Here is a 26,163-nt window from a genome sequence, read left to right as displayed (position 1 = left end):
TTCAGGTTGCAGTACTAGAACCAGGTCTGGGCCGAGAGCCAGGCGCGCGGTGCGCGGTCCGGATCGCCGGTGGAGGGCTGCGCGGGTGTGGTGCGCCAGGCCAGGTAGCTCTTGATGAGGAACTTTCCGGGCCGGCCCAGCGTGGCGCCCACGCCGAAGGAGCCCAAGCTCAGGGTGTTGGTGTTGGTGGGCAGGGTGGGGCCGTTCTGGTTGAAGCGCACGCGACCGAAGTCGTAGAAGGCCAGCAAGGTCAGGGGCTCGCCCCACGGCGCCTGGGGGAACTGGTAGCGTGCCTCAAGATTCAGCAGGAAGCCGGCGTCGCCCACGCCTTCACCCACCGGGTAGCCGCGCACGCCATTGGGGCCGCCCAGCACCATTTTTTCGGCCGAGCTGAGGTTTTTGGAGGCCAGCTGGGCCTGGGCAGCCAGATGGAAGCTATAGGGTGCGTCAAAAAACTGCGAGCGCTGGAATTCCAGATTCAGCTTGCTGAAGCCGCCCGCCGTGCGCAGGCCGCCCAGGCCGTCGTCCAGCGCCTGGTCGGCCGCATTGAGCGTGAGGCGGCCGAACGTGAGGTTGAGGGCATAGTTGTTCAGGCCGCTGCCGCCCATCGCTTCGTCGACGAAATTGCCTGCCAGGCCCAGCCTGAGCGCGGTGATGTCGCGTTCGCTTTTCAACGCGGGCGTGCGGGTTTCATCGACCAGCTTTTTTTGTTCCGCGCTGACGAAGCCGTACACATTTGCGCCGCGCCCGCGCAGCAGGGGCTGCGACAGGCTGATGCCCGCGATGTCGGCGCTGCCGCTGGCGCCCAACGCCTCGAACTGCTTGCCCAGCGTGTAATCGAGCCGCGCCAGGCTCAGGCCCAGCCGCGTGCCATGGTTGCCAACGGGCACGGTGTAGCCGATGCGGTAGAGGGCGGAGCCGGCCTGGTCGCTGTGCTGGGCGCTCAATGCCAGCACGTCGCCGCGACCCAGCAGGTTGTTGATGTTGGCGTTGAGCACGGCGCGCACGGCGCCGGCGGTGCGTGCGCCGTGGTTGTCGATGCTGACCGAGCCGTCCATGCGCGGGCCCTTGGCCTGGACGGTGACCAGCACATCGGCCTGGCCCAGGCGGTCGCCGGGCTGGACGGTCGCGGCGGCCTCAAAGCCGGCCAGGTCGCGCAGCAGCAGCACGGGTTTGTCGAGCGCGTATTCGGTGACGGCGTCGCCGGTCTTCAACTGGCCGGCCACCAGGCTTTCGGCGAAGGCCTGCGAAATGCCGGAGCCTTCCACGCGCACCGTGACGCGGCCCACGTGCGCTTCAAGAACGGCGATGGTGACACTGCCGCCCTGGGCGGCGAAAGCCTGCTCAGGCAAATAGGCCTGCGTGAGCAGGTAACCCTTTTGCCGGTAGTAGGCGCTGACGCTGTTGGCCGCTTCGCTCAGGCCGGCCATGTCGGTGGGCTGGTTCAGGCGGGACGCGAGCAGGGCGGCGAGCAGCTCGCTGGAGAACACCGTGTTGCCGGTGAAGTTGAAGGCCGCCGGTGTGATGCGCGCGGCACCGGGGGCGGGTGGCGTGGCCTGGGGTGGCCGCAGTTCCAGCGGCGGCTCGCTGCGTTGCGGGAGCATGGGCAGCGACCCCGGCGACTCGAGCAGGATGCCGGCGTCCGGCCGGATTTGCGCCAGCGCAGGCGCAACCCCGGCGGCGCAAGCAGCCAATACAAACCAGGCCGGAGCCCGGAACATCAAAACAGCAGGACGGGACAAGTGCAAACCCTTAAGCCAGAGTGCAACAAAATGTTGTAAACCGGTTGTAGTCCTTTGGGTTCACTCTGTCCAACAGTTTCCCTGTTCAGAGCATATGTTTAACGCGTATCTGTTTGTTTTTTCACACTTTTTTGGTGAGAACCGATGTTGAACCCCGGTGCCCGCCCGGGCACCCGAGAGTTGTAACAATTGTCTTTATCGACCTTCGCAGCCGCCCGGCCTATGCATCGCCTAGGGCAAATCAATTGGCGATTGACTTAGTGACTTTCTATTGCTCAATGAAAGTCAATCTATTGAAGCTATTTTCAAGCCATCCCAAGGAGAAGCTGATGACTGAGCTTTTACGCGCCAATTTGCCAACGCTGAAGAAAACCGCCAGCGATTACGTGGTGCACGTGACAGTGGCAGCGCTGGGGCGGCCGGCGTACGGCCGCGCCCGCAGCGGCGGGCGCCTAGCGCTCAGTGGGGCCGGGGGATACAGCTCAAGCCGTGCCCCAGACCTCTTGTGCCGTTTCGACCACCAGCCGCAGCTTGTTGCGCTGCGCCTCGACGGCGATGTTGTTGCCGTGCACCGTGCTGCTGAAGCCGCACTGCGGTGACAGCGCGAGCTGCTCCAGCGGTGCGTATTTTGCGGCGTCCTCGATGCGGCGCTTCAGGTCGTCCTTGCTTTCCATTTCGCCGAACTTGGTAGTGACCAGGCCCAGCACCACGGTCTTGCCCTTGGGCAGGTAGCGCAGCGGCCGGAAGTCGCCGCTGCGGCTGTCGTCGTACTCGAGGAAGTAAGCGTCCAGGTCCATCTCCTTGAGCAGCGCTTCGGCCACCGGCTCGTAGTTGCCGGCCGCGGCATGGGTGCTCTTGAAGTTGCCGCGGCACAGGTGCATGGCCAGGGTCATGCCGGCGGGTTTTTGCGCGACCACCTTGTTGATGAACTTCGCGTAGCGGTGCGGCAGCTCGTTGGGGTCGTCGCCGCGCTGGCGCGCTGCTTCGCGCATTTTTTCGTCGCAGAGGTAGGCCAGATTGGTGTCGTCCATTTGCACATAGGTGCAGCCGGCCGCGGCCAGGCTGCGCAACTCGTCGCCATAGGCCTTGGCCACGTCGTCATAAAAATCCGGCTCGAGCTCGGGATAGGCGTCCTTGCTGATACCGGCACGGCCGCCGCGAAAGTGCAGCATGGTGGGCGAGGGAATGGTGACCTTGGGGGTGTTGCCCGCGCTGACCTGGCTTTTGAGGTACTGGAAGTCGGCGAGCTGGATGTCCTTCACGTGGCGCACCTTGTCGATCACGCGCATCACGGGCGGCGCCAGTTCCATGCTGCCATCGGGCCGCTGTATGGTGACCGGGATGTCGGTCTTCACGCCGCCGATCTGCTCCAGGAAATCGATGTGGAAGTAAGTGCGGCGGAATTCGCCGTCGGTGATGCTTTTGAGACCCACGTCCTCCTGGAACTTCACGATTTCGGTGATGGCCTGGTCTTCGACTTTGCGCAGCTGTTCGGGCGTGATCTGGCCCTTGGCTTTCTGCTCGCGGGCTTCCAGCAGATATTGCGGGCGCAGAAAGCTGCCGACGTGGTCATAACGGGCGGGTAGTTTGGCGGTCATGGGAAAGTCTCCAGAGTTGGCGAGTTGGCAGATACAGGTGCCATGGTATTCCAGCTGGAAGCACCCTCATTGAATACAATGACTCCGTATTTACCCTGAATTTTGGCCTTTTACTTGGTTTTTTTGGCATTTATGTATACATTGAGTATCCATGGATGCTAAAAAACCCACTTTTCCGCTCAACGCCTGGTATGCCGCCGCCTATGACGTCGAAGTCGGCCGCAAGCTGCTGGCGCGCACCATCTGCAAGCAAAAACTCGTGATGTTCCGCCGCACCGACGGCCAGGTGGCCGCGCTGGAGGATGCCTGCTGGCACCGGCTGCTGCCACTGTCCATGGGCTCGCTGTACGGCGACGAAGTGACCTGCGGCTACCACGGCCTGGTCTACAACGCCCAGGGCCGCTGCACCCATATGCCCAGCCAGGAAACCCTGAACCCCTCGGCCTGCGTGCGCGCCTTTCCGGTGGTGGAAAAACACCGCTTCGTCTGGATCTGGCCTGGCGACCCGGCCAAGGCGGACCCGGCGCTGGTGCCCGACATGCACTGGAACGACGACCCGGCCTGGGCCGGCGACGGCAAGCTGATCACCGTGAAGTGCGACTACCGCCTGGTGGTGGACAACCTCATGGACCTGACCCACGAGACCTTTGTGCACGGCTCCAGCATAGGCCAGCGCGCCGTGGCCGAAGCGCCCTTTGTGGCCACGCACGGCGACCGCACGGCAACGGTGACGCGCTGGATGGAAAACATCGACGCGCCGCCTTTCTGGGCCGGCCAGATCGAGCATGCGCGCGGCTACAAGGGCAAGGTGGACCGCTGGCAGATCATCCGGTTTGAAGGGCCCTGTACCGTGAACATCGACGTCGGCGTGGCCGAGGCCGGCTCGGGCGCGCCGCCCAAAGACGGACAGCCGGGCGACCGCAGCAAGGGCGTCAACGGCTTTGTGCTGAACACCGTGACACCCGAGACCGACGGCAGCTGCCACTACTTCTGGGCCTTCGCGCGCAACTACTGCCTGGGCGAACAACGCCTGACACACCAGTTGCGCGAGGGCGTGGCCGGCATCTTCCGCGAGGACGAGCATGTGCTGGAGGCCCAGCAGGTCGCGATCGAGGAACACCCGGACCACCAGTTCTACAACCTCAACATCGACGCCGGCTCCATGTGGGCCAGGCGGCTGATAGATCGCATGGTCGCGCAGGAAACGCCGCCGGCACCTGTGATCCCGATACGCCTCGCGGCCTGAACCCCATGGTGAAAGCACTCCCTATGGCCAACGCCGCCAACCCCGCCGCCGTACCCAACAACAGCCTGGAAAGCGCGCAGGTGAGGGCGCAGCTGCAGCTGCGCGAGATGATCCTGGCGGGCGAGCTGCCCGGGGGCGCGCGCATCGCCGAGCTGTCCATCGTCGAAAAGCTGGGCGTTTCGCGCACGCCGATACGCGCCGCGCTGATGCGGCTGGAGCAGGAAGGCCTGCTGGAATCGCTGCCCAACGGCGGTTTTGCGGTGCGTACTTTTTCCGAGCGCGATGTGTCTGAAGCGATAGAGCTGCGCGGCACGATTGAAGGCCTGTCGGCGCGGCTGGCAGCCGAGCGCGGCGCGCCCACGGTGGTGCTGGGCGAAGCGCGCGAATGCCTGAACCGCATCGACGCGGTGCTGAGCCAACCGGCCCTGAACGATGAGGCGTTTTCGGACTACGTGGCGCTCAACGAGCGCTTTCACGCGCTGCTCAGCGAGATGGCGGGCAGCGAGGTGATCGCCAAAGAACTGGACCGTGTGTCCAGCCTGCCTTTTGCCTCGGCCTCGGGTTTTGTGGTGGTGCAAGCCAACTCGCCGCGTGCGCGCGACATGCTCATCGTGGCACAGGATCAGCACCGCCAGGTGCTGGACGCCATCGAGCAGGGAGAAGGCTCGCGCGCCGAAGCCATCATGCGCGAGCACTCGCGCCTGGCCCAGCGCAACCTGCGCGCCGCCGTGACCAGCCACAACCTGGACCAGATGCCGGGCGTACGCCTTATCCGGAAGAAATGACGTTCCCCCCGAAGCGGCCTGCGGCCGCCTCCCCCTCAAGGGGGCGCCACCAGTGGCCCGGCGAAGCCGGTTCCACGGTGGCTCGCGAATTGAAGAGACCACGGAGAACTGAAGAATGAGAGCCAGCGCTACTTGGACCGATGCGGTCATTGAATCCATCCACGATCTCACGCCGACCGTGCGCGAGTTCCGCATACGCCCCGCGGACGGGCAGGGCGTGCCGCGCCACGAACCGGGCAGTCACCTGCAGGTGCAGCTGCTGGTGGGCGGCAGGCCGCAGCAGCGCTCCTATTCTCTGGTCGGTGAGCCCGACGGGCAAAGCTGGCGTATCGCGGTGAAGCGGCTGGACGACGGCCGCGGCGGCTCGCGTGCGATGTGGCAGCTGGCCGCCGGCGACCGGCTACAGCTGAGCGGGCCGCACAACCATTTCCCGCTGGACCTCAACGCGCCGGCCTATCTGCTGGTGGCCGGCGGCATAGGCATCACGCCGCTGCTGGGCATGGCCCAAACGCTGGCGGGCCGGTGCGCCCAATCGGGTCGGCCGCTGCGCATGCTGTACGGCGTGCGCAGCGAAGCCGAGCTGGCTTACGGCGAAGCGCTGCAGGCCTGCCTGGGGCCGCGACTGCATGCGGCCGTCGATGCGCGCATCGATTTCGCCGCCGAGATCGCGGCACTGCCCGCCGGCGCGCAAATGTATGTCTGCGGCCCCGTGCCCATGCTGGACGCGGCGCGCCACGCTTGGGAGGCCTCGGGCCGGCCGGCGACCGACCTGCGTTACGAGACCTTCGGCAACAGCGGGCGTTTCGCACCGCAGGCCTTCCGGGTGCGGATTCCGCGCCATGCGCTGGACATCACCGTGCCGGCCGACTGCAGCCTGCTGGACGCGCTGGAGCTGGCCGGCGTGGAGGCGGTGTCCGACTGCAAGCGCGGCGAATGCGGCCTGTGCACGCTGGACGTGCTGGCGCTGGACGGCGAGATCGACCACCGCGACGTTTTTCTGAGCGAACATGAAAAACAGGGGAACAGGCGGCTGTGCGCCTGTGTCTCACGGGTGGTCGGCTCGGTGACGCTGGATTCTTCCTACCGGCCTGATCTTTGACAAGGCAACTTGTGTGCGATCACCGGGCCATGCGCGCGATGATCGCGCAACGTCGGTGAACAGGCACCAAACCACGGGATGACCCGCGACAGAATAAAACCCAATGGTGTTCGCATAAAGAACATTTGTGCAGATACCGCACTCAGACTAGACTCGCAGCGTTTTGCAGCCGCATGCCGGGGCGCAATGGCAAGCATTGAAAAATCACCAGGAGACAAACATGAAAAAACGTAGCTTTCTTACCGCCGCCGCGCTGGCGGCCGCCACACTTGCCGCCGGCCCCGTGCTGGCCCAGGACAACACCTTCAAGATAGGCCTGATCCTGCCGATGACGGGCCAGCAGGCCACCACCGGCCGGCAGATCGAGGCGGCCGCGCGGCTTTACATGGCGCAAAACGGCGACACCGTGGCGGGCAAGAAGATACAGCTGATCGTGAAGGACGACACCTCGCTGCCGGACACCACGCGCCGCCTGGCGCAGGAGCTGGTGGTCAACGACAAGGTCAATGTGCTGGCCGGTTTCGGCATCACGCCCTCGGCCCTGGCCACCGCGCCCATCGCGACGCAATCGAAGACGCCTATGGTGGTGATGGCGGCGGCGACCTCCAGCATCACGCAGGCCTCGCCCTATATCGTACGCAGCAGCTTCACCTTGCCGCAGGTCTCGGTCGCGCTGGCCGACTGGGCACCCAAGAACGGCATCAAGAAGGTGGTCACGCTGGTGTCTGATTACGGCCCCGGCATAGACGCCGAAAAGTTCTTCAAGGACCGCCTGACCTTCAACGGCGGCGAAGTGACCGACGCGCTGCGCGTGCCGCTGCGCAACCCGGACTTCGCGCCCTTCCTGCAAAAGGTCCGGGACAACAAACCCGACGCGCTGTTCGTCTTTGTGCCTTCGGGCGCGGGTGCGGCGGTGATGAAGCAGTTCCTCGAGCGCGGCCTGGACAAGGCCGGCATACGGCTGATCGCGACTGGTGACGTGACGGACGACGACCAGCTCAACGACATGGGCGACGGCGCGCTGGGCGTGGTCACCTCGCACCACTACTCAGCGGCGCATCCCTCGGCCGTAAACAAGAAGTTTGTGGAGGCTTTTTCCAAGGCCAACAAGGGCCTGCGGCCCAACTTCATGGCCGTCGGCGGCTATGACGGCATGCGCGTGATTTATGAGGCGCTCAAAACCAGCAAGGGCCAGGGCGGCGGCGACGCGCTGCTCGCGGCCATGAAGGGCCAGCTGTTTGAAAGCCCGCGCGGCAAGATCTTCATCGACGCGCAGACGCGCGACATCGTGCAGGACGTCTACCTGCGTAAGGTCGAGAAAAAGGACGGCCAGCTTTACAACGTGGAATTTGACGTGATCAAGGACGTGAAAGATCCCGGCAAGAGTAAGTAACCCCCCGAAGCGCCGCTTCGCGTCGCCTCCCCCCTGCTGGGGGCAACCTCTGCGGCCCGGCAAAGCCGGTTCCGCGCCGTTCCTGGCATGGACCTCTTTCAAGCAAACACTGATCCTCCGGCCAAAGCATGCTGACCCTTCTTTTTGACGGTATCGCCTACGGCATGCTGCTGTTCATCCTGGCGGTGGGCCTGGCGGTGACCATGGGCTTGATGAATTTCATCAACCTCGCGCACGGCGCCTTCGCCATGGCCGGCGGCTACATCACCGTGCTGCTGATGCAGCATTTCGGTGTGCCCTTTTTGCTGTGCCTGCCGCTGGCCTTTGCCGGCTCGGCGCTGCTGGGCGGCGTGCTGGAGCGCACGCTGTACCGGCCGCTTTACAACAAGCCGCACCTGGACCAGGTGCTGTTTTCCATCGGCCTGGTGTTCATGGCGGTGGCCAGCGTGGACTATTTTGTCGGCTCGACACAGCAAATCGTGCAGCTGCCGCAATGGCTCAAGGGCCGCACCGAGATCGGCAGCGGCGCCTGGATGCTGGGCATGGGCCACTACCGGCTGTTCATCATCGCGGTCTGCGCGGCGCTGACGGTGGGCCTGCAGTACCTGCTGGCGAGCACGCGTTTCGGCAGCCGGCTACGCGCTTCGGTGGACGACCAGCGTGTGGCGGCCGGCCTGGGCATCAACGTCAACATCGTGTTCCTCTCGACCTTCGCCGTGGGCTCGGGCCTGGCCGGCCTGGGCGGCGCGCTGGGCGCCGAGGTGCTGGGCCTGGACCCGGGCTTTCCGCTCAAGTTCATGATTTATTTCCTGATCGTGGTGGCCGTGGGCGGCACCTCGTCGATCACCGGGCCGCTGCTGGCCGCGCTGCTGCTGGGCATCGCCGACGTGGCAGGCAAGTACTACATCCCCAAGCTGGGCGCCTTCATCGTCTACAGCCTGATGATCGTGATCCTGATCTGGCGGCCGCAGGGCCTCTTTGTGCGCAAGGGAGGCAAATAGCATGAGCAACACCCAGACATCGCTGCTCAAGAGCAGCCGCTGGAAACCCTGGGAGCCGGTGCTCTGGCTCGTCGCATTCGCCGCGCCGGTGCTGATGCCCAGCCATGCCTCCCTCATCAACGAGATTGCCATCGTCGCGCTGTTCGCGGTATCGCTGGACCTGGTGCTGGGCTACACCGGCATCGTCTCCCTGGGCCATGCGGCCTTCTTCGGCATAGGCGGTTATGCCGCGGCGCTGTTCGCCAAGCTGGTCATGCCCGACCCGCTGCTGGGCCTGGCCGTGGGCATGACCACCGCCACGCTGCTGGGCGCGGTCTGTTCGCTGACCATTCTGCGCGGCAGCGACCTCACGCGGCTCATGGTGACGCTAGGCGTGGCGCTGATCTTGCTGGAGCTGGCCAACAAGCTGGACTGGCTGACCGGCGGGGCCGACGGCCTGCAGGGCGTGGTCATGGGCCCGCTGCTGGGCCGCTTCGAATTCGACCTCTCAGGCCGCACCGGCGCCTATTACTCGCTGACCGTGCTGCTGATCCTGTTTGTGCTGATGCGCCGCCTGGTGCATTCACCGCTGGGCGCGACGCTCAAGGCCATACGCGACAACCGCCTGCGCGCCATGGCGATCGGCATACCGGTTGGGTCCCGGCTTGCGGTGGTCTACACGGTGGCGGCCGGTGTGGCGGGCGCGGCCGGCGCGCTGTTGACGCAGACCACCGGCTTCGCTTCGCTGGATTTGTTCGAATTCCACCGCTCTGCCGATGTGCTGCTGATCCTGGTGGTGGGCGGCGTGGGCTGGCTGTACGGCGGCGTGGCGGGGGCGATTGTGTTCAAGCTGATGCAGGACGCGCTTTCGTCCATCACGCCGCAATACTGGACCTTCTGGATAGGCCTTTTCCTGGTGGTGCTGGTGCTGGTGGGCCGCGAACGGCTGGTCCGGCCCTGGACCTGGCTGCCGCAGCGCGGAGGGCGGCCATGAGCGCGCCGGTCCAGGACGCGGTGTTGTCCGCGCAAGGCCTGGTGATGCGCTTCGGCGGCATCGCGGCGACCAACAACGTGAGCCTGAACCTGCGGCGCGGCGCGCGCCATGCGCTCATAGGACCCAACGGCGCGGGCAAGACCACGCTGGTCAACCTGCTGACGGGCGTGCTGCAACCCACCGAGGGCCGCATCTTCCTCGAGGGCGAGGACATCACGCGGCTGGCGCCGCACCAGCGCGTCAAGCGCGGCATGGTGCGCACCTTCCAGATCAACCAGCTTTTTGATTCGCTCACGCCGCTGCAGACGCTGGCGCTCACCGTGTCGCAGCAGGTGGGCCTGGGCGCGAAATGGTGGCAGCCGCTGGGGCGCAACCGGGCCGTGGCCGAGCGCTGCGAACAGTTGCTGGAACAGTTCCACCTGACGGAGGTCATGGACCAGCCGACCCGCGTGCTGGCCTACGGCAAGCGCCGCCTGCTGGAGATCGCTGTGGCGCTGGCCTGCGAACCGCGCGTGCTGCTGCTGGACGAGCCCGTGGCGGGCGTGCCGGCCGGCGAGCGCGAGGAGCTGCTGCAAACTGTGGCCGCGCTGCCCGCCGACGTTTCGGTGCTGCTGATCGAACACGACATGGACCTGGTGTTCAGTTTCGCCACCACCATGACGGTGCTGGTCAACGGCACGCTGCTGACCGAAGGCACGCCCGAGCAGATCGCGGCCGACCCCCAGGTCAAGGCGGTCTATCTGGGCCATGGCGAGGAGGCTGTCCATGGCTGAACTGCTCAAGGTCGACAAACTGCGCGCCGGCTATGGCGAGGCGGTGGTGCTGCACGAGGTCTCGTTCTCGCTGGGTGAGGGCCAGACGCTCGCGCTGCTGGGCCGCAACGGCACCGGCAAGACCACGCTGATCAACACCCTGGCGGGCGCGACGCGCCAGCACGGCGGGGCCATCGCCTTCGGCGCGGGCGCATCCATGGTCGCGCTGCACCAGTTGCCCTCGCACGAACGCGCAGCGGCCGGCATAGGCTGGGTGCCGCAGGAGCGCAACATCTTCAAGTCGCTGACGGTGCACGAGAACCTGACGGCGGTGGCGCGGCCGGGCAAGTGGAACCCCGATGGGGTGTACGCCATGTTCCCGCGCCTGGCCGAGCGCAAGACCAACCTGGGCACGCAGCTGTCGGGCGGCGAGCAGCAGATGCTGGCCGTGGGCCGGGCGCTGGTGCTTAACCCGAAACTGCTGCTGCTCGACGAGCCGCTGGAAGGCCTGGCGCCCATCATCGTGGAAGAGCTGTTGCGCGCCATACGCCGCATCACGCGCGAAGAGGGCCTGAGCGCCATCATCGTGGAGCAGCATCCGCAGGCCATCCTGGCGATTTCCGACAGCGCCGTTGTGCTGGACCGCGGCATGGTGGTGCACACGGGCACGGCCCAGGCGCTGCGCGAGCAGCCCGAGCGCCTGGACCATTTGCTGGGCGTAGCACGCTGAGCGGCCGGGCGACCGGCCCGGCTTGCTGTTTTGTATTTCGCGCTTACAGCGTCCAAAAAGCATCTACACGCCGCCATCGTGAACCAGCTTCACGGCAACGCGGCTTTCTGTGCTGAAAAGTCAAAAGCGATCCACCTTTTTGCGTAGATTCACTTACTAGGGTTTTCCCCTCCAACGGCCTACAATCGCAGACCCTTACAAGAAATTGACGGTCATCCGACCGTTCCCCGCTGGAGACCCTGCTGATGCCGACACCCACCGCCGCGACGCCTGCCGACCGTGAAGAAAAACGCGCTGAACTGCGCCGCGCAGCCCTTGAATACCACGAGTTTCCGACCCCCGGCAAGGTGGCCATCGCAGCGACCAAGCAGCTGACCAACCAGCGCGACCTGGCCCTGGCCTATTCCCCGGGCGTCGCCGCGCCCTGCGAGGAAATCGTCAAGGACCCGAACAACGCCTTCAAATACACCAGCCGCGGCAACCTGGTGGCCGTGGTGACCAACGGCACCGCCGTGCTGGGCCTGGGCGACATCGGCCCGCTGGCCTCCAAGCCGGTCATGGAAGGCAAGGGCGTGCTGTTCAAGAAGTTCGCCGGTGTCGACGTGTTCGACATCGAGATCGACGAAAAAGACCCGGCGAAGCTGGTCGACATCATCGCCTCGCTGGAGCCGACCTTCGGCGCCATCAACCTGGAAGACATCAAGGCGCCCGACTGCTTTTATGTGGAACGCGAGCTGCGCAAGCGCATGAAGATCCCGGTGTTCCACGACGACCAGCACGGCACCGCCATCACGGTAGGCGCCGCGGTGCTCAATGCGCTCAAGGTAGTGGGCAAGGGCCCCGGCCAGGTCAAGCTGGTGACCTCCGGCGCGGGCGCGGCGGCGCTGGCCTGCCTGAACCTGCTGCTCAAGCTGGGCATTCAGCGTGAAAACGTGTTCGTGACCGACCTGGCCGGCGTAGTCTATGAAGGCCGCACCGAACTGATGGACGAGGACAAGATCCAGTTCGCGCAGAAGACCGACGCGCGCACGCTCAGCGACGTGATCGCGGGCGCGGACATCTTCCTCGGACTGTCGGCCGGCGGCGTGCTCAAGAAGGACATGGTCGCCAAGATGGCGGCCAAGCCCATCATCCTGGCGCTGGCCAACCCGAATCCCGAAATCACGCCCGAGGACGTCAAGTCCGTGCGCGACGACGCCATCATGGCCACCGGCCGCACCGACTACCCCAACCAGGTCAACAACGTCCTGTGCTTTCCCTATATCTTCCGCGGCGCGCTGGATGCCGGCGCCTCGACCATCACCGTCGAGATGGAAATCGCGGCCGTGCATGCGATCGCCGAACTCGCGCAGGCAGAGCAAAGTGAAGTCGTGGCGGCCGCCTATGTGGGCGAGAAGCTGGCCTTCGGTCCCGAATACCTGATACCCAAGCCGTTTGACCCGCGCCTCATGATGAAGATCGCGCCCGCGGTGGCGCAGGCGGCGGCCGACAGCGGCGTGGCCCTGCGGCCCATCCAGGACATGAACGCCTACCGCGACAAGCTGCAGAGTTTTGTCTATGCCTCGGGCACGGTCATGAAACCGATCTTCGCGGCCGCCAAGGCCGCCAGCCGCAAGCGCGTGGCCTACGCCGAGGGCGAAGAAGAACGCGTGCTGCGCGCCTGCCAGATCGTGGTGGACGAGGGCCTGGCACGGCCGACGCTGATAGGCCGGCCCGCCATCATCGCCCAGCGCATCGAAAAATTCGGCCTGCGCCTGAAGGAAGAGCTCGACTACGACGTGGTCAACGTCGAGCAGGACCATCGCTACCGCGACTTCTGGCAGACCTACCACCGCATGATGGAGCGCCGCGGCGTCACCGTGCAGATCGCCAAGATCGAGATGCGCCGCCGCCTCACACTGATCGCCGGCATGCTGCTGCACAAGGGCGACGTGGACGGCCTGATCTGCGGCACCTGGGGCACGACCGCCCACCACCTGGACTACCTGGACCAGGTCATCGGCAAGCGCGAGGGCGTCAACACCTATGCCTGCATGAACGGCCTGCTGCTGCCGAATCGCCAGGTCTTCCTGCTCGACACGCACGTCAACTGCGACCCGACGGCCGAGCAGCTCGCCGAGATCACCACCATGGCGGCCGAGGAAATGATGCGCTTCGGCATCAAGCCCAAGGCAGCCCTGCTGTCGCACTCAAACTTCGGCTCCTCCAACCTGCCCAGCGCCCTGAAGATGCGCCGCACGCTGGAACTGCTGCGCGAAAAAGCGCCCTGGCTGGAAGTCGACGGTGAAATGCATGGCGACATGGCGCTGGACGCCGATGCGCGCGGCCTGATCATGCCCAACAGCACGCTGGCCGGCGAGGCCAACCTGCTGGTGCTGCCCAATATTGATGCGGCCAATATTTCGTACAACCTGCTCAAAACGGCGGCCGGCGGCAACATCGCCATTGGCCCCGTGCTGCTGGGCGCGAACAAACCCATGCACATCCTGACCGCCACCGCCACGGTGCGCCGCATCGTGAACATGACGGCCCTCACGGTAGCGGACGCCAACGCGGCCCGATAAGCCTTAATTAGATAGCCAGCACTAACTTATTTAAGCAGTAAGCCCCTTCTTTACTGCCTAAATTTTCAGCAGCCACTTGCGTTTTCCAGCCACTTGCGGCAAACTAGCTCTCTTGAAATTTAAGGGTTAACCCGAAATCGGCGGGCGAACCCTGGGTTCAGGAAAGGCTTCTTTTTCATGTTGCGCAATGGGTGGGGACGTCGGCAGGCAGCCAGAATGGCCGGCCTGCTGGTCTTGGCAACCAGCCTGAGCGGGCTAATCCCCAGCGTGGTGCAGGCCAAGGGCGCGGATTCACCGGCGCCGGTCGGCACGATTGCAGCGGCCCAATTGCCCCCCCAAGGGCGCGACATGATGACGCTGATTTACCAGGGTGGGCCGTTCAGGCATGACAAGGACGGCGTGGTGTTTGGCAACCGGGAACGACTTCTTCCGGCCAACCGTCGCGGTTACTACCGCGAATACACCGTCCGAACGCCCAATGAACGCAGCCGGGGAGCCCGGCGCATTGTTTGTGGCGGCTTGAAACCCACCGCCCCGGATGCCTGTTATTACACCGACGACCACTATGCGAGTTTTCGCAGAATCGTTCAGTAAATGAACCGTGGTTGTTATTACGAGTTTTTGACTTCAGAGAAAGAGTAGCGGAGATGGATACACCACTTCGTCGGGACAACGAAACGCCGGTGCGCAAGGACGGTGAAACGCCCTTGCGCGGCGTGCGGCCCAATATCGTTCAATCCATACGCGCCTTCCGGGTGCAGGACCTGCAGGATGCCGCAACGCATCTGAACCAGCATTTCCTGTACGCCAACCTGGGCAATGCCCAGAGCAAGCAGGACGTGCTGGACATGATTGCGGCGCAATACACCTTCCCGGCCCACTTCGGCAAGAATTTCGACGCGTTGTACGACTGCATGACGGACCTGGTCCACAAATCAGGCCCGCAGCCCGGCTTCATCGTCGTGCTCGAGCAGATTCCGGCCAACGCCAAATTCGACAAGGAAGCGCGCGAGCAACTGCTCGACATCTTCCGGGATGCCTCGGACTACTGGGCGGATCGAAAGATACCGTTCAGATGCTTCTATTCTTTTCTGTAGCCCGCTCCCCAGACATCGGCCAAGGGGATCGGGCGAATGAGGCCCAGCAAGCAGTTGCAGAAGGTGAAGAAGTCATGCCTACCGACAAACTGGTGGACGTGTCACCTCTGGCATTGCGCATGAGCAGCCCGTTTAACGCGGGTTACTGGCTCGCCGCTGCTTGAAGCAAACGACAAGGGCGCCGCAGGCGCCCGCAAAAAAGCCCGTCAAAGACGGGCTTTTTTATGCCGAAAACCGGCCTTCAGGCTTGCAGCGCCTGCACCAGCGCCACGTATTCGGCCACCGGCACTTCCTCGGCACGGCGCTGTACGTCGAAGCTGCCGCCAAAACCGCGCTCGGCCAGCCACTGGCCCAGCGTGTGGCGCAGCAGCTTGCGGCGCTGGCTGAAAGCCACCTGCACCAGCTCGCTGAGCAGCCTGGCGTCCAGCACCGGCGGCACCGCATACGGCACCATGCGCACCACCGCGCTGTCCACGCGCGGCGGCGGGTCAAAGCTCTGCGGCGGCACGAACAGCACATTTTCCATGGCGTAGCGCCACTGCAGCATCACACTGAGCCGGCCGTAGTCGCCGGTGGCGGGCGTCGCCACCATCCGGTCTATCACTTCCTTTTGCAGCATGAAGTGCTGGTCTTCAATCACATCCACGGCGCCCAGCAGGTGAAACAGGATGGGTGTGGAGATGTTGTACGGCAGGTTACCGACCACCCTGAGTTTTTGCCCCGGCGCGCAGGCGGTGCTCGCCAGCGCATGGATGTCGACCTTGAGGACGTCGGACTCGACCACGCTGAGCTGGGGATGCTCACGCAGCTGCCGGGCCAGGTCGCGATCCAGCTCGATCACAGTCAGGTTCCCAAGACGCTCGACGAGCGGCTGGGTCAGCGCCGCCAGTCCGGGGCCGATTTCGACCACAGCCTGGCCAGGCCGCGGCGCGATAGCCTGGACTATGCCTTCAATGATGCCCTGGTCGGTCAGAAAGTGCTGGCCAAAACGCTTGCGCGGGATATGTTTCACAAGATCACCGCCTTACAACTTAAACCAGCAGGGGCCGCGGGACTGGCTTTGCCAGACCGCAGGCGCAGCGGCCCCCTCGGGGGGGCAGGGGCTACACGCAGTGAGCGACCGTGGGGGCCACATTATTGCGGCGGTTCACGGTACTCCACATACGCGCGACCGCGGACCTCCTGGGCCCAGAGTGCGTAGGCTTCGTTCTGCTTCTTCTCGCGCAGCACGTTGCGCGCGATCTCGCGTTGGTCGCGCAGCGAGAGCTGGGTGTCGCGGCGCTCCAATACCTGGATGATGTGCACGCCGAAACGCGACACCAGCGGATCGGACACCTGGTTGGGCGCCAGGCTGTTCATGACTTTTTCGAACTCGGGCACAAACATGCCGGGGCTGGCCCAGCCCAGGTCGCCGCCTTCCTTGGCCGAGCCGTCATCGCTGTTCTCGCGGGCGAGGGCGGCAAAATCGGCTTGCCCGGCCTGGATGCGCTTTTTGAATTCAGCGAGTTTTTCGGTCGCAGCGGCTTCCGTCATTTTGGGGTTCAACCGCAGCAGGATGTGCCGGGCATGGGTCTGCGTCACGGTCGCGCCAGGCATGCCGCCCTGGCGCTTTTCAATCACCTTGAGGATGTGAAAGCCAGCGCCGCTTCGCACCGGGCCCGCCAGTCCACCGGTTTGCAGGTTTTTGGTGGCCTCCACAAAAAGCGGGGGATAGCGGTCGGCGGTGCGCAGGCCCATCTGGCCGCCGGTCGCGCGCGTGGCGGAAGCGGAGAACTCGGCGGCCAGCGCGGTGAAATCACCGCCCGCGCGGGCACGGTCAAGCACCTGCTGGGCCCGGGCCTGCAGCGCCGCGACCTGCTCGGGCGTAGCGTTCTCGGGCACCGCCACCAGGATTTCGCCCAGGTTCAGGGTCAGGGCGGAAGCGTCGGCGGCCCCGCCGTCCTGGTCGCGCAGGAACTGGTCGACCTCCTGCTCGGTCACGGTGACGCGCGACTCGAGTTCGCGCTGGCGCAGGCGGCCCACCAGAAGCTCGTCACGCACTTCCGAGCGGAACTGCGTGTAGTCGATGCCGTCCGCCTTCAGACGGCTGCGCAACTCGTCCACGCTGATCTGGTTCTGGGTCGCGACGCTCTGGACCGCGGCCTGGATCGCACTTTCATCGATCCGGACACCGGAAGCGCGCGCCAGCTGCAGCTGCGCCTTGTCGCTGATCATGCGCTCCAGGACCTGCACCACCAGTTCGCTGCGCGGCGGCAGCGCCGTGCCCTGCTGGAGGATTTGCTGTTCGGTGCGTATCAGCTTGAGGCGGACCTCGCTGTTGGTGATGGGCTCGGAATTCACCACCGCGACGATGAAATCGGCCTGGCGCTGACCGGCCGTGGCCCGCGCGGCCGGGTCGGACGACAGGCGCAGGGGCGCGGACGGCCTGAGCCCCTGTGCTTGCGCCTGCGCCGTCAACAGCATGGCAAGCGCGAGCGCTGTCCCGGCGAGGCGCGGCAGGGCCGAGAAAAATTCTGGAACAAAGCGGTGATTAGTCATAAGTGGTAAAGCGGCTTGGAGCCTCGATTTTCTCACGCAGGTACTGGTAGCGCGGGACATTTGACTTGAGGGTTTCCAGGGGGTTGGCGCCTATGCGGGAGAAACCCACCAACTCCAGCTGGAACATGATCCGGGTATCCGAAGTGCCCGTGCCGGTCTGCGAACGCTGCAGGACGACGCGGCCTATCCAGCAGCATCCGTCGTACTCGACGCCGATGATGGAATCGACCAGCCGCTTGTCCAGCACGCTGTAATTGAGTCGGCCGACCGCGTAGTAGCGCCCGCCGCCCTGGCCTTGCCCGGCACCCAGGTCCTTGCCCCTGTCGCCCCACAGGTCATTGATGGGCCATTGCCAGCCCACGTCGATCTGCTCGCTGACATTGCGCTGGCGCCGGAACGCGGCGCTGATGACACGGTAGTTGCTAGGGTTGTAGCGCACGCCGAAAGAGGCGCGCTCGGACTGCCGGGTCTTGGGGTTGTACTGCACCGTGCTGTCGAAAGACCACTGCGGCACCCAGTTGACAGATGCGCCGACCAGAATATCGCTGATGCGGTCGGTGACCGGCAGCGCGCCGGGCAGCGTCACCCGCTGGTCCTCAAAGCGCAGGCGCTGCGCAATGCCCACGCGCACGGCCTCGGCGCCGGTCGCGGGGTCCAGCAGGCGCGAGGTCACGCCCAGGGTCAGCAGATTCGCGTCGGAAATGCGGTCATTGCCGACAAAGGCGTTCTCGGTGAACACCGTCGCGAAATTGAAGTCGTTAAGGCCGGAATCGTAGTTCGGCAGCCGGCTCTGGTCGCGAAAGGGCGTGCGCACGTAAAAGGCCCGCGGCTCCAGCGTCTGGGTAAAGCTGCGGCCCAGGAAGCTGGCCTGGCGCTCAAACTGCAGGCCGCTGTCCAGGCTGAAGGTCGGGACGACACGCGAGGCCGAGCGCGCGCCGTCGGCCAGCAGCGGCGCGTCGAACTGGTAGCTGGTGGCGTGCAGCTGCACCTTGGGCGTGATAAAGCCGGACGATGACAGCCAGGGACGGCTGACCTGCAGCTTGGTGTAGGCCCGGTTGCTATTGGGTTGGTTCGTCAGGGTCCGGTCGGCGGAAAACCGCGTGTAGTCGCCCTCGATGGACCAGTCAAACCCGTTGCCCAGGCCGCCCAGCGGGGCATCCACCCGGGTGTAGCTGGCCGTGAGCTGCGGAAGCCGGTCGTAGGGCGGAACGATAGGCGAGGTCACGTCCTGCAGCGTCTGCCACTTCAAGGTGCGCAAGGAGGTGGTAAAGAAGCCTCGGCTCCAGGACAGGGTGGCATCCTGCGACAGCAGTCGCTGGGTGGTCGCTCCCAGTCCTGCCGGAAAATCGCGCCAATAGTCGTTGTCGCTGACCCGGTTCAGGTTGAGATTGAGCCCAAGGTTGCCGATGGACGGAAAGCCGGTATTGATGGTGCCGGTATGCTGGTAGCCATAGGACCAGCGGTCCCGGTCGCGCAATTTGTCGTTCGGCAGGTAGTTTGCACGCAGCTGGCCGTTGTAGGTGGGCTCCAGGTAGCGGAACTCGCCGGCCAGGTCTATGCCCCGCTTGGTCATGATCGCCGGGGAAAAGGTCGCGTCCCGGTTGGGCGCTATGTCGAAGTAGTAGGGTTGGCGAAACTCGAATCCGTCGGTCGAGCCCATGCTGATGCTGGGCGGCAGCAGGCCCGACTTGCGCTTGTCGCTCAGCGGAAAGCTGAACTTGGGAAAAGCCAGGATGGGCACATCCTTGAAGCGGACGACGGCCCCCCGGGCCACGCCGACCTCGGTTTCCAGGTCGAACTCAAAGCTGCTGGCGCGCAGCACCCAGGCCGGCTGCCAGCTCGCTTCGTCGTTGCGCTCGCAGGTGGTGTAGCTGGCACGCTGGGCCGTCAGGTGGTTTTCATCAAGGAAGTCGACCCGCTCCGCCCGGCCGTTGCCGCCGTTACTCAGGAAACGGTAGCCCGGCGTGGTGAAAAAGCCCTCGAATCGGTCCAGCTTGAGTTCCAGTTCCGGGCCTTCAAAGCGGTTGCCGGCCCGGTTGATGCGGACATTGCCACGGCTTTTGAGCTGGTCGTCGGGTTGGTAATACTCGATGCGGTCGGCGCGTATGGCGGTGGCTCCGCGGCGCAGCTCCGCATTGCCGTCGATCACCGTCTCCAGGTCGGGGCGGCCCGACACGCGGTCACCGAAGACAAAGGTGGGGCCGCGGTCCTGCGGGTCGCTGGAGACTTCCTCGGCCAGCCTGGGCGTGGGCTTGAGCCTTAACCCGCCACCGGATTCCGCCGTCTCCGCCGGTGCGGCGGCGGACGTTCCGCTCGCGGCCGGCGACGGCACCGCCTGGGCGTGCGCCGTCCCGGCAACAGTCATCCCCAGCGTGGCGCAAAACACAGCCAGCCTGGAGACAGCAAGAGCTACCGGGGAGAGAATAAAAGGCGAGGGGGATGCGCGGCGCATCGTTTATGTGAGATAAACCCGTTTGTAAAATCAGGCCTGATTATCCATGACCCTCCATCCCCTCCCCACAATGCCGAACCCGAGCCCGGCCGCGCGCCCGGCGAAGGCTTCGCAAGCATGACCGCACCGTTCATCGCCTGGGCCGATCCGGCACGCGCCGCCGCCTTCGAGCAATGGCTGGCCGCCACCGCCCGCCAGCACCACCTGCAAGCCAACACACTGAGGCCGGCCTCCGCTGATGCGAGCTTTCGCCGCTATTTCAGGGTGGACGCTGCATCGGGCGGGAGCAGCTGCATCATCATGGATGCGCCGCCCGCGCAGGAGGACTGCAAACCCTTTGTCAAGATCGCCGGCCTGATGGCGGACGCCGGCCTGAATGCGCCGCGCGTGCTCGCATGGGACGAGCCCCTGGGTTTCATGCTGCTGAGCGACCTGGGCGCGCGGACCATGATGGAAGTGATCGCGCCGCCCGCCGCCGTTGACGCCATTGCCAGCCCGACGCCTGCGCACTACGACTTGTATATGGATGCAGTGGAGGCCTTGATCCGCTGGCAGCTCGCATCGCAGCCCGGTGTGCTTCCTCCTTATGACGACGCGCTGCTGTCGCGTGAACTTTCGCTGTTTCCGGATTGGTATGTCGCCAAACACCGCGGCCTCGCGCTGGACACCGGCCTGCAGGGCAAACTCGACGTCCTGTTCGCACAGATCAAAGCCAGCAACCTCAACTCGCTGGACGGCGCACGCGTTTTCGTGCACCGTGACTTCATGCCCCGCAATCTGATGATTCCGGATGGGTCGTCAACAGCCCCCACGGATGCGCCGCCGCTCGGCGTGCTGGACTTCCAGGACGCGGTCTACGGCCCCATCACCTATGACATCGCCAGCCTGATGCGCGATGCCTTCCTCAGCTGGGAAGAGGATTTTGTACTCGACATCACCGTGCGCTACTGGCAGAAGGCCCGCAAGGCGGGCCTGCCTGTCGGTGACGATTTCGGCGAGTTTTACCGGGCCGTCGAGTGGATGGGCCTGCAGCGCCACCTCAAGATTCTGGGTATTTTTGCGCGCCTCACGCTGCGCGACGGCAAGCCCAAGTACCTGGCCGACACCCCGCGCTTCATCAAATACGCGCGCAACACCGCCGCGCGCTACCGGCAGCTGGGCCCGCTGATGGTGCTGCTCGATGAGATCGAAGGCAATGAGACCCGCGTGGGCTACACGTTTTAAGGCCACCCCATGAATGCCCGTTTTTACGCCGACATCGCACTGGTGCCGGGCACGACGGTCCAGCTGCCGCCGGATGCCGCCCGCCACGTGCAGGTCCTGCGGCTGCAGCCCGGAGACACCCTCTCGCTGTTCAACGGCCGGGGCGACGGCCTGCCCGGCAGCGAAGGGGAGTTTGGCGCCACGGTCGCGCGCATGGGCCGCAGCGAGGTCGAGGTGATCGTCGGCACCTACATCCCCACGGCGCGCGAGGCCGGCCGCGCCATCCACCTGGCGGTCGGCATGCCGGCCAACGAGCGCATGGACTGGCTGGTCGAAAAAGCCGCTGAGCTGGGCGCGGCCAGCATCCAGCCCCTGATGAGCGAGCGCAGCGTACTACGCCTCAAGGGCGAGCGCGCCGATAAAAAAATCTCGCACTGGCGCGGCGTGGCCGTCGCCGCCTGCGAACAGTGCGGCCGCAGCCGTGTACCGCTGATCCACGAGGTCGCCAGCCTGGCCGACTGGCTCAAGGGAATCGGGAATGCGGCCGCGGACGGAAGCCGCCTGCTGCTGTCGCTGCGCGAAGGCAGCCGCCCGCTAGCCCAGGCGGTGCCGGGCAACGGCGCGCTGACGTTTTTGAGCGGCCCCGAGGGTGGCCTCGGCCCCGCCGAGGAGGCCGCGGCCATTGCTTGCGGCTTCAGCCCCGTCACGCTGGGCCCGCGCGTGCTGCGGGCCGAAACCGCGCCGCTGGCCTGCCTGTCGCTGCTCACACTGGGCGCGGCCGCATGAACCGCAACCTCTGGCTGCTGGCCGTCTGCCAGGGCCTGTTCCTGACCAACAACGTCACCTTCATCGCCATCAACGGCCTGGTCGGCCTGAACCTGGCGCCGCTGGGCTGGATGGCCACCCTGCCCGTCATGGGCTATGTGGTGGGCGGGGCACTGTCGACCGCGGTGGTTGCGCGCACGCAATCGCGCTTCGGACGCAAGACCTCTTTCCAGCTGGGCCTGCTGGTGGCCGTGGCCTCGGCCCTGCTGTGCTGCTATGCGGCCTACAGCCGCAACTTCTGGCTGCTGGTCACAGCCACGGTAGTGGCCGGTTACTACAGCGCCAACGCGCAGCTTTACCGCTTCGCCGCGGCCGAACTGGCCCTGCCGGCCTTTCGCGAGAAAGCCATTTCGCTGGTCATGGCCGGCGGCCTGCTGGGCGCCGTCGCCGGGCCCAACCTTGCGGCGCACACGCGGGAGCTGACTGCCGTGCCTTTTGCCGGCGCCTACCTGGCACTGGCCGGCGTGGCGCTGCTGTCCATGGCGCTGCTGGCTTTCATCCAGTTTCCGCCGCCGCCCGAGGCGCTTGCGGCCCGCGGCGGAAGGCCGCTCGGCGAAATCATGCGCCAGCCGGTCTTTGTTGTGGCCGCGGCCGCCGGCGCCCTGGGTTTTGGCGTGATGAACCTGCTGATGGCCGCCACACCTATCGCCATGCAGGTCTGCGGCTTGCCGTTTTCCAGCGTCGCGCTGGTGCTGGAGTGGCATGTGATCGGCATGTTCGCGCCGGGTTTTTTCACCGGCCACCTGATACGACGCTTCGGCACCCTGCCCATCATGGCGACAGGCCTGCTGCTCAACGTGCTGTGCGTGCTGATCGCGCTCTCGGGCGTGGACCTCAAGCAGTTCCTGGGGGCGCTTTTCCTGCTGGGACTGGGCTGGAATTTCCTGTTCACCGGCGCCACCACGCTGGCGCTCACGGCCTACCGCCCCGAAGAAAAAGATAAGGCACAGGGCGCGCTCAATTTCTGCATTTTTGCCGTGCTGGCGGTTTCTTCGCTGGCCTCGGGCGTGCTTGTCACGACCCAGGGCTGGGCCTTGCTCAACCTCGGTTCGCTGCTGCCGCTGGGCCTGACCGGCGCCTTGCTGGCCTGGCTTGCAGTAGGCCGGCGCAGGGAACAGAATGCCTGAGGCCTTCCGCCTTTTCGTCTCCCGTTTTCTACCGTTTTCACTTCACCCCCACTTGAGGAGTTCGTCATGGGTTTACTTGATTCCGTCCTGGGCAGCGTCCTCAACAACAACGGCCAGCAGGGCCAGGCCGGCGCGGGCCTGGGCGGCCTCATCGGCATGCTGGCAAGCAATCCGCAGCTGATCCAGGTCGCCACGGACATGCTGGCCAACAACGGCGGCCAGGGCGGCCTGGGTGGGCTGATCAGCAAGTTCGAGCAAGCCGGCCTGGGCGACGCCATCCAGTCATGGATAGGCAGCGGGCCCAACCAACCCGTCTCCGGTGACCAGGTCACCAGCGCGCTGGGTGCCGGCACCGTGTCCGACATCGCCGCGAAGCTGGGACTGGAGCCGGGCGACGCCGCCAGCCAGCTTTCCCACATACTGCCGGGCCTCATCAACCACCTGACGCCCGAAGGCCAGGCGCCCGAGCAGGGCCTGGGCAACGGTGAGGACCTGATGGGCATGCTGGGCAGCCTGCTGCGGCAGGCGCGCTGACTTTTTGGGCTGGCGCAAACCTAGAAACGCGCGTCCAGCCAGGATTTGAGCGTGTCAAACACCTGGGCTGAATCGGTTTCGTTGAAGATCTCGTGGTAGAGGTCTTCAAAGCGGCGCGCGGTCACTGTGCCGGGCATGACGGCGCGTGAGTTCGCGGCGCTTTCCGCGAAAGCGCTGCTGCCGGCCGGGTCGACGAGGCGGTCCGCGCCCGCGTACATCAGCAGTGTGGGCGTGCGCCACTGCGCGGCGGCCGCAATCGTGGCAGGGCCGGCCGTCGCGATGAACTTGCCCAGCCGGGGCGAGATCCTGTTGTGCACCAGCTTGTCAGCCAGGTATTTCCTCACCACTTCCGGGTCGTGCGAAAGGTAGTGCGGATCCAGGCCGTTGCCCACGCAAAAGTCGGGGGCCAGCCTGGGCATGAAGGCCAGCAGCAGTTTCTGCAGGGGATTGAGGCCCGCATCCAGCGCCGGAGAAGACATCACCAGGCCCTCTACCGGGCGTATGCCCAGCGAGACAAAACGGCTCACCACAAGGCCGCCCAGGCTATGGCCCAGCAGCACCAGCGGGATCTGGTCGGGTTCAGCCGATGCATGATGCGAAGGAGATTCCCTCAGCAAGCGCATGCAGCGCAGCCGCGTGTCGTCGACCACCTCGGCCAGGTCGTCGAGCAAGGTGCCGTCAGCGGGCAGCACGCCGCGCGCGCCGCCGGACTCACCGTGGCCGCGCTGGTCGTAGGCGCGCACGGCAAAACCCCATTCCATCAGCTGGCGCGCCACATGGTCGTAACGGATGGCATGTTCACCCAGGCCGTGCACCAGCAGCACGACGGCGCGCGGCGGCGGCGCATACTGGCCCATTTCGTCGGCCCAGGCGTCCAGCGGCCACTCGTACAGAGCCAGGTTTTCGCCGTCGCGGGCGGTGAAGGGTGCTAGAACGGTCGAGTGCATGCGGCGGCGAAAGCCTGGCCAGGGACAAGCGCGGGCGGCGGGCCGCGGCGCTGGATGAAAGGACTGCGCACCCGAATCAACCGGGGACGCGGGCCATGACGTGCGCGACCGCGGCGGTCAGCTTCTTGGCATAGGGCACGTTCAGGAACTCGTTGGGGCCGTGAGCGTTGCTCTTGGGACCCAGCACGCCGCAGACCATCATCTGCGCCTTGGGAAAGCCCTTGCTCAGCATGTTCATCAGCGGAATGGTGCCGCCTTGGCCTATGGTGCCGCAGGGCGCGCCAAAAAAGCTTTGCGAGGCGTCGTTGAGCGCGTTCTCGAACCAGGGCACGGTGCTCGGTGCGTTCCAGCCCGTCGCGCCGCCGTTGCTTTCGAAGGTGACTTTGGCCTGGTAGGGCGCATTGTCTTCGAGCAGCGCCTTGAGCTCCTGCACCGCCGCACCGGCGTCAATCAGCGGCGGGAAACGCAGCGAGAGCTTGAAGGCCGTGTAGGGCCGCAGCACATTGCCCGCGTCCTTGAGCGCCGGGAAGCCTTCGGCGCCCGTCACGCTCAGCGTGGGGCGCCAGGTGCGGTTGAGCAGGGCTTCGACAGGGTCGGTGGTGGTAGGCAAGGCAAACGTGCTGGAGCCTTCGCAGTCGTAATGCGCCCACGGAAAGCGCTTGTAGATTTCATCACCGAGGATTTTGGCGGTGGCCTGCGCCTGTGCCAGGCGGTCGGCCGGGATTTCGCAGTGAAAGCTCTGCGGCAGCAGGCGCCCGGTCTTGCTGTCCTCGAGGCGGTCCAGCACCTGGCGCATGATGCGAAAACTCGAGGGCACCAGGCCGCTGGCGTCGCCGGAGTGCACGCCTTCGGTCAAGATTTCCACCTTGAGCACGCCGGCCGCGTTACCGCGCAGGCTGGTGGTCAGCCACAGCTGGTCGTAGTTGCCGGCACCGGAATCCAGGCACACCACCAGCGCGACTTCGCCCAAACGCTCGCGCAGCGCGTTGACGTAGGGCAGCAGGTCGTAAGAGCCGCTTTCCTCGCAGGTTTCGATCAGGCCGACGATGCGCGGGTGCGGGACGTTCTGCGTCTTGAGAGCCTGCACCGCGGCAATGCTGGCATAGACGGCGTAGCCATCGTCAGCGGCGCCGCGGCCGTAGAGCTTGCCGTCCTCATACTTGGCCGTCCAGGGGCTCAGGTCATTGCGCCAGCCGGTGAATTCAGGCTGCTTGTCGAGGTGGCCGTACATCAGCACGGTTTGCGTGGAATCGGCGCGTGTGGCCGGGATTTCAAAAAACAGCACCGGCGTGCGGCCTTCGAGGCGCACGATCTCCAGCTTGAGGCCTTCGACCTTCTGCGCCTCGACCCAGGCCGCCGCATTGCGCATGACAGTGTCTATGAAACCGTGCTGCGCCCAGTCGCTGTCGAAAGTGGGGGACTTGGCGGGGATGGAAATGTAGTCGGTGATCTGCTTGACGATGTCGCCGTCCCACTGGGCCGTGACCTGGGACAGGGCCTGGGCGGCGTTGAGGACGCTGGCGGGGATTTCGCGATGCAATGGGGCGTTCATGGGAA

22 protein-coding genes are annotated in these 26,163 nt (G+C 65.3%); 15 read left to right on the top strand and 7 right to left on the bottom strand.

Annotated elements, in window-relative coordinates; translation table 11 throughout:
* Nucleotides 1-14 precede the first annotated feature (14 nt).
* Complete coding sequence (locus ACEN8I_RS12540; protein ID WP_413328792.1) at nt 15-1,721, bottom strand: ShlB/FhaC/HecB family hemolysin secretion/activation protein; 1,707 nt, start codon at nt 1,719-1,721, stop codon at nt 15-17.
* A gap of 503 nt (nt 1,722-2,224) precedes the next feature.
* On the bottom strand, nt 2,225-3,340 hold the full coding sequence (locus tag ACEN8I_RS12535) for a 5-methyltetrahydropteroyltriglutamate--homocysteine S-methyltransferase (RefSeq protein WP_413328791.1): 1,116 nt from the start codon (nt 3,338-3,340) through the stop codon (nt 2,225-2,227).
* Nucleotides 3,341-3,491: 151 nt separating this feature from the next.
* On the opposite strand from ACEN8I_RS12535, the gene ACEN8I_RS12530 reads away from it, so the two are divergent.
* The 11 genes from ACEN8I_RS12530 (at nt 3,492) to ACEN8I_RS12480 (ending at nt 14,980) form a co-directional block, all read left to right on the top strand.
* The gene (locus ACEN8I_RS12530; RefSeq protein ID WP_413328790.1) at nt 3,492-4,586 is read left to right on the top strand and encodes a Rieske 2Fe-2S domain-containing protein; all 1,095 of its coding nucleotides are present in this window, start codon (nt 3,492-3,494) and stop codon (nt 4,584-4,586) included.
* Nucleotides 4,587-4,609: 23 nt separating this feature from the next.
* Nucleotides 4,610-5,371, top strand: a complete 762-nt coding sequence (locus ACEN8I_RS12525; RefSeq protein ID WP_413328857.1) for a GntR family transcriptional regulator — start codon at nt 4,610-4,612, stop codon at nt 5,369-5,371.
* Nucleotides 5,372-5,486: 115 nt separating this feature from the next.
* Entirely contained in the window at nt 5,487-6,470 is a 984-nt protein-coding gene (locus ACEN8I_RS12520) for a PDR/VanB family oxidoreductase (RefSeq protein ID WP_413328789.1), read from the top strand.
* A 220-nt stretch (nt 6,471-6,690) separates the two neighbouring features.
* Entirely contained in the window at nt 6,691-7,863 is a 1,173-nt protein-coding gene (locus tag ACEN8I_RS12515) for an ABC transporter substrate-binding protein (protein WP_413328788.1), read from the top strand.
* A 128-nt stretch (nt 7,864-7,991) separates the two neighbouring features.
* A complete protein-coding gene (locus ACEN8I_RS12510) occupies nt 7,992-8,864 on the top strand; it encodes a branched-chain amino acid ABC transporter permease (RefSeq protein ID WP_413328786.1) in 873 nt (290 codons plus the stop codon).
* Between the two features lies 1 nt (nt 8,865).
* On the top strand, nt 8,866-9,837 hold the full coding sequence (locus tag ACEN8I_RS12505; protein WP_413328785.1) for a branched-chain amino acid ABC transporter permease: 972 nt from the start codon (nt 8,866-8,868) through the stop codon (nt 9,835-9,837).
* Complete coding sequence (locus tag ACEN8I_RS12500) at nt 9,834-10,610, top strand: ABC transporter ATP-binding protein (RefSeq protein WP_413328784.1); 777 nt, start codon at nt 9,834-9,836, stop codon at nt 10,608-10,610. The genes ACEN8I_RS12505 and ACEN8I_RS12500 overlap by 4 nt, the downstream gene beginning before the upstream one ends.
* A complete protein-coding gene (locus ACEN8I_RS12495) occupies nt 10,603-11,319 on the top strand; it encodes an ABC transporter ATP-binding protein (RefSeq protein WP_413328783.1) in 717 nt (238 codons plus the stop codon). Before ACEN8I_RS12500 ends, ACEN8I_RS12495 begins: the two co-directional genes overlap by 8 nt.
* 245 nt (nt 11,320-11,564) lie before the next feature.
* A complete protein-coding gene (locus tag ACEN8I_RS12490) occupies nt 11,565-13,883 on the top strand; it encodes an NADP-dependent malic enzyme (RefSeq protein ID WP_413328782.1) in 2,319 nt (772 codons plus the stop codon).
* Between the two features lie 216 nt (nt 13,884-14,099).
* Entirely contained in the window at nt 14,100-14,477 is a 378-nt protein-coding gene (locus ACEN8I_RS12485; protein WP_139201092.1) for a ribonuclease domain-containing protein, read from the top strand.
* Nucleotides 14,478-14,530: 53 nt separating this feature from the next.
* Nucleotides 14,531-14,980, top strand: a complete 450-nt coding sequence (locus ACEN8I_RS12480; RefSeq protein ID WP_413328781.1) for a barstar family protein — start codon at nt 14,531-14,533, stop codon at nt 14,978-14,980.
* A gap of 241 nt (nt 14,981-15,221) precedes the next feature.
* Here ACEN8I_RS12480 and rsmA read toward each other — a convergent pair whose 3' ends face one another.
* From rsmA to ACEN8I_RS12465, 3 genes are all read right to left on the bottom strand, one after another.
* Nucleotides 15,222-15,992 (bottom strand): 16S rRNA (adenine(1518)-N(6)/adenine(1519)-N(6))-dimethyltransferase RsmA, encoded by a 771-nt coding sequence (gene rsmA / locus ACEN8I_RS12475; RefSeq protein WP_413328780.1) that lies wholly within the window; start codon nt 15,990-15,992, stop codon nt 15,222-15,224.
* A gap of 122 nt (nt 15,993-16,114) precedes the next feature.
* Nucleotides 16,115-17,518 (bottom strand): peptidylprolyl isomerase, encoded by a 1,404-nt coding sequence (locus ACEN8I_RS12470; protein WP_413328779.1) that lies wholly within the window; start codon nt 17,516-17,518, stop codon nt 16,115-16,117.
* Nucleotides 17,511-19,970, bottom strand: coding sequence for an LPS-assembly protein LptD (locus tag ACEN8I_RS12465; RefSeq protein ID WP_413328778.1), 2,460 nt, complete (start codon nt 19,968-19,970; stop codon nt 17,511-17,513). Before ACEN8I_RS12465 ends, ACEN8I_RS12470 begins: the two co-directional genes overlap by 8 nt.
* 117 nt (nt 19,971-20,087) lie before the next feature.
* On the opposite strand from ACEN8I_RS12465, the gene ACEN8I_RS12460 reads away from it, so the two are divergent.
* The 4 genes from ACEN8I_RS12460 (at nt 20,088) to ACEN8I_RS12445 (ending at nt 23,659) form a co-directional block, all read left to right on the top strand.
* Nucleotides 20,088-21,194 (top strand): aminoglycoside phosphotransferase family protein, encoded by a 1,107-nt coding sequence (locus ACEN8I_RS12460; protein ID WP_413328777.1) that lies wholly within the window; start codon nt 20,088-20,090, stop codon nt 21,192-21,194.
* 9 nt (nt 21,195-21,203) lie between these two features.
* Nucleotides 21,204-21,959, top strand: coding sequence for a 16S rRNA (uracil(1498)-N(3))-methyltransferase (locus ACEN8I_RS12455; protein ID WP_413328776.1), 756 nt, complete (start codon nt 21,204-21,206; stop codon nt 21,957-21,959).
* Nucleotides 21,956-23,125, top strand: coding sequence for an MFS transporter (locus ACEN8I_RS12450; RefSeq protein ID WP_413328775.1), 1,170 nt, complete (start codon nt 21,956-21,958; stop codon nt 23,123-23,125). The genes ACEN8I_RS12455 and ACEN8I_RS12450 overlap by 4 nt, the downstream gene beginning before the upstream one ends.
* Nucleotides 23,126-23,191: 66 nt before the next feature.
* Nucleotides 23,192-23,659: a YidB family protein gene (locus ACEN8I_RS12445; protein WP_413328774.1), complete on the top strand. Its 468-nt coding sequence runs from the start codon at nt 23,192-23,194 to the stop codon at nt 23,657-23,659.
* 20 nt (nt 23,660-23,679) lie between these two features.
* Here the strand turns inward: ACEN8I_RS12445 and ACEN8I_RS12440 are convergent, their stop codons facing one another.
* Entirely contained in the window at nt 23,680-24,606 is a 927-nt protein-coding gene (locus tag ACEN8I_RS12440) for an alpha/beta hydrolase (RefSeq protein ID WP_413328772.1), read from the bottom strand.
* A gap of 76 nt (nt 24,607-24,682) precedes the next feature.
* Nucleotides 24,683-26,158 carry a M20 family metallopeptidase gene (locus tag ACEN8I_RS12435; protein ID WP_413328771.1) on the bottom strand — a complete coding sequence of 492 codons (1,476 nt, stop codon included), beginning with the start codon at nt 26,156-26,158 and terminating at the stop codon, nt 24,683-24,685.
* Between the last annotated feature and the right edge of the window lie 5 nt (nt 26,159-26,163).

The sequence above is a fragment of the Polaromonas sp. CT11-55 genome, assembly GCF_047303325.1.
GTDB lineage: Bacteria > Pseudomonadota > Gammaproteobacteria > Burkholderiales > Burkholderiaceae_C > Polaromonas.
The sequence above is the reverse complement of the archived record's forward strand: the minus strand, read 5'-3'. Positions and strand labels throughout refer to the sequence as shown.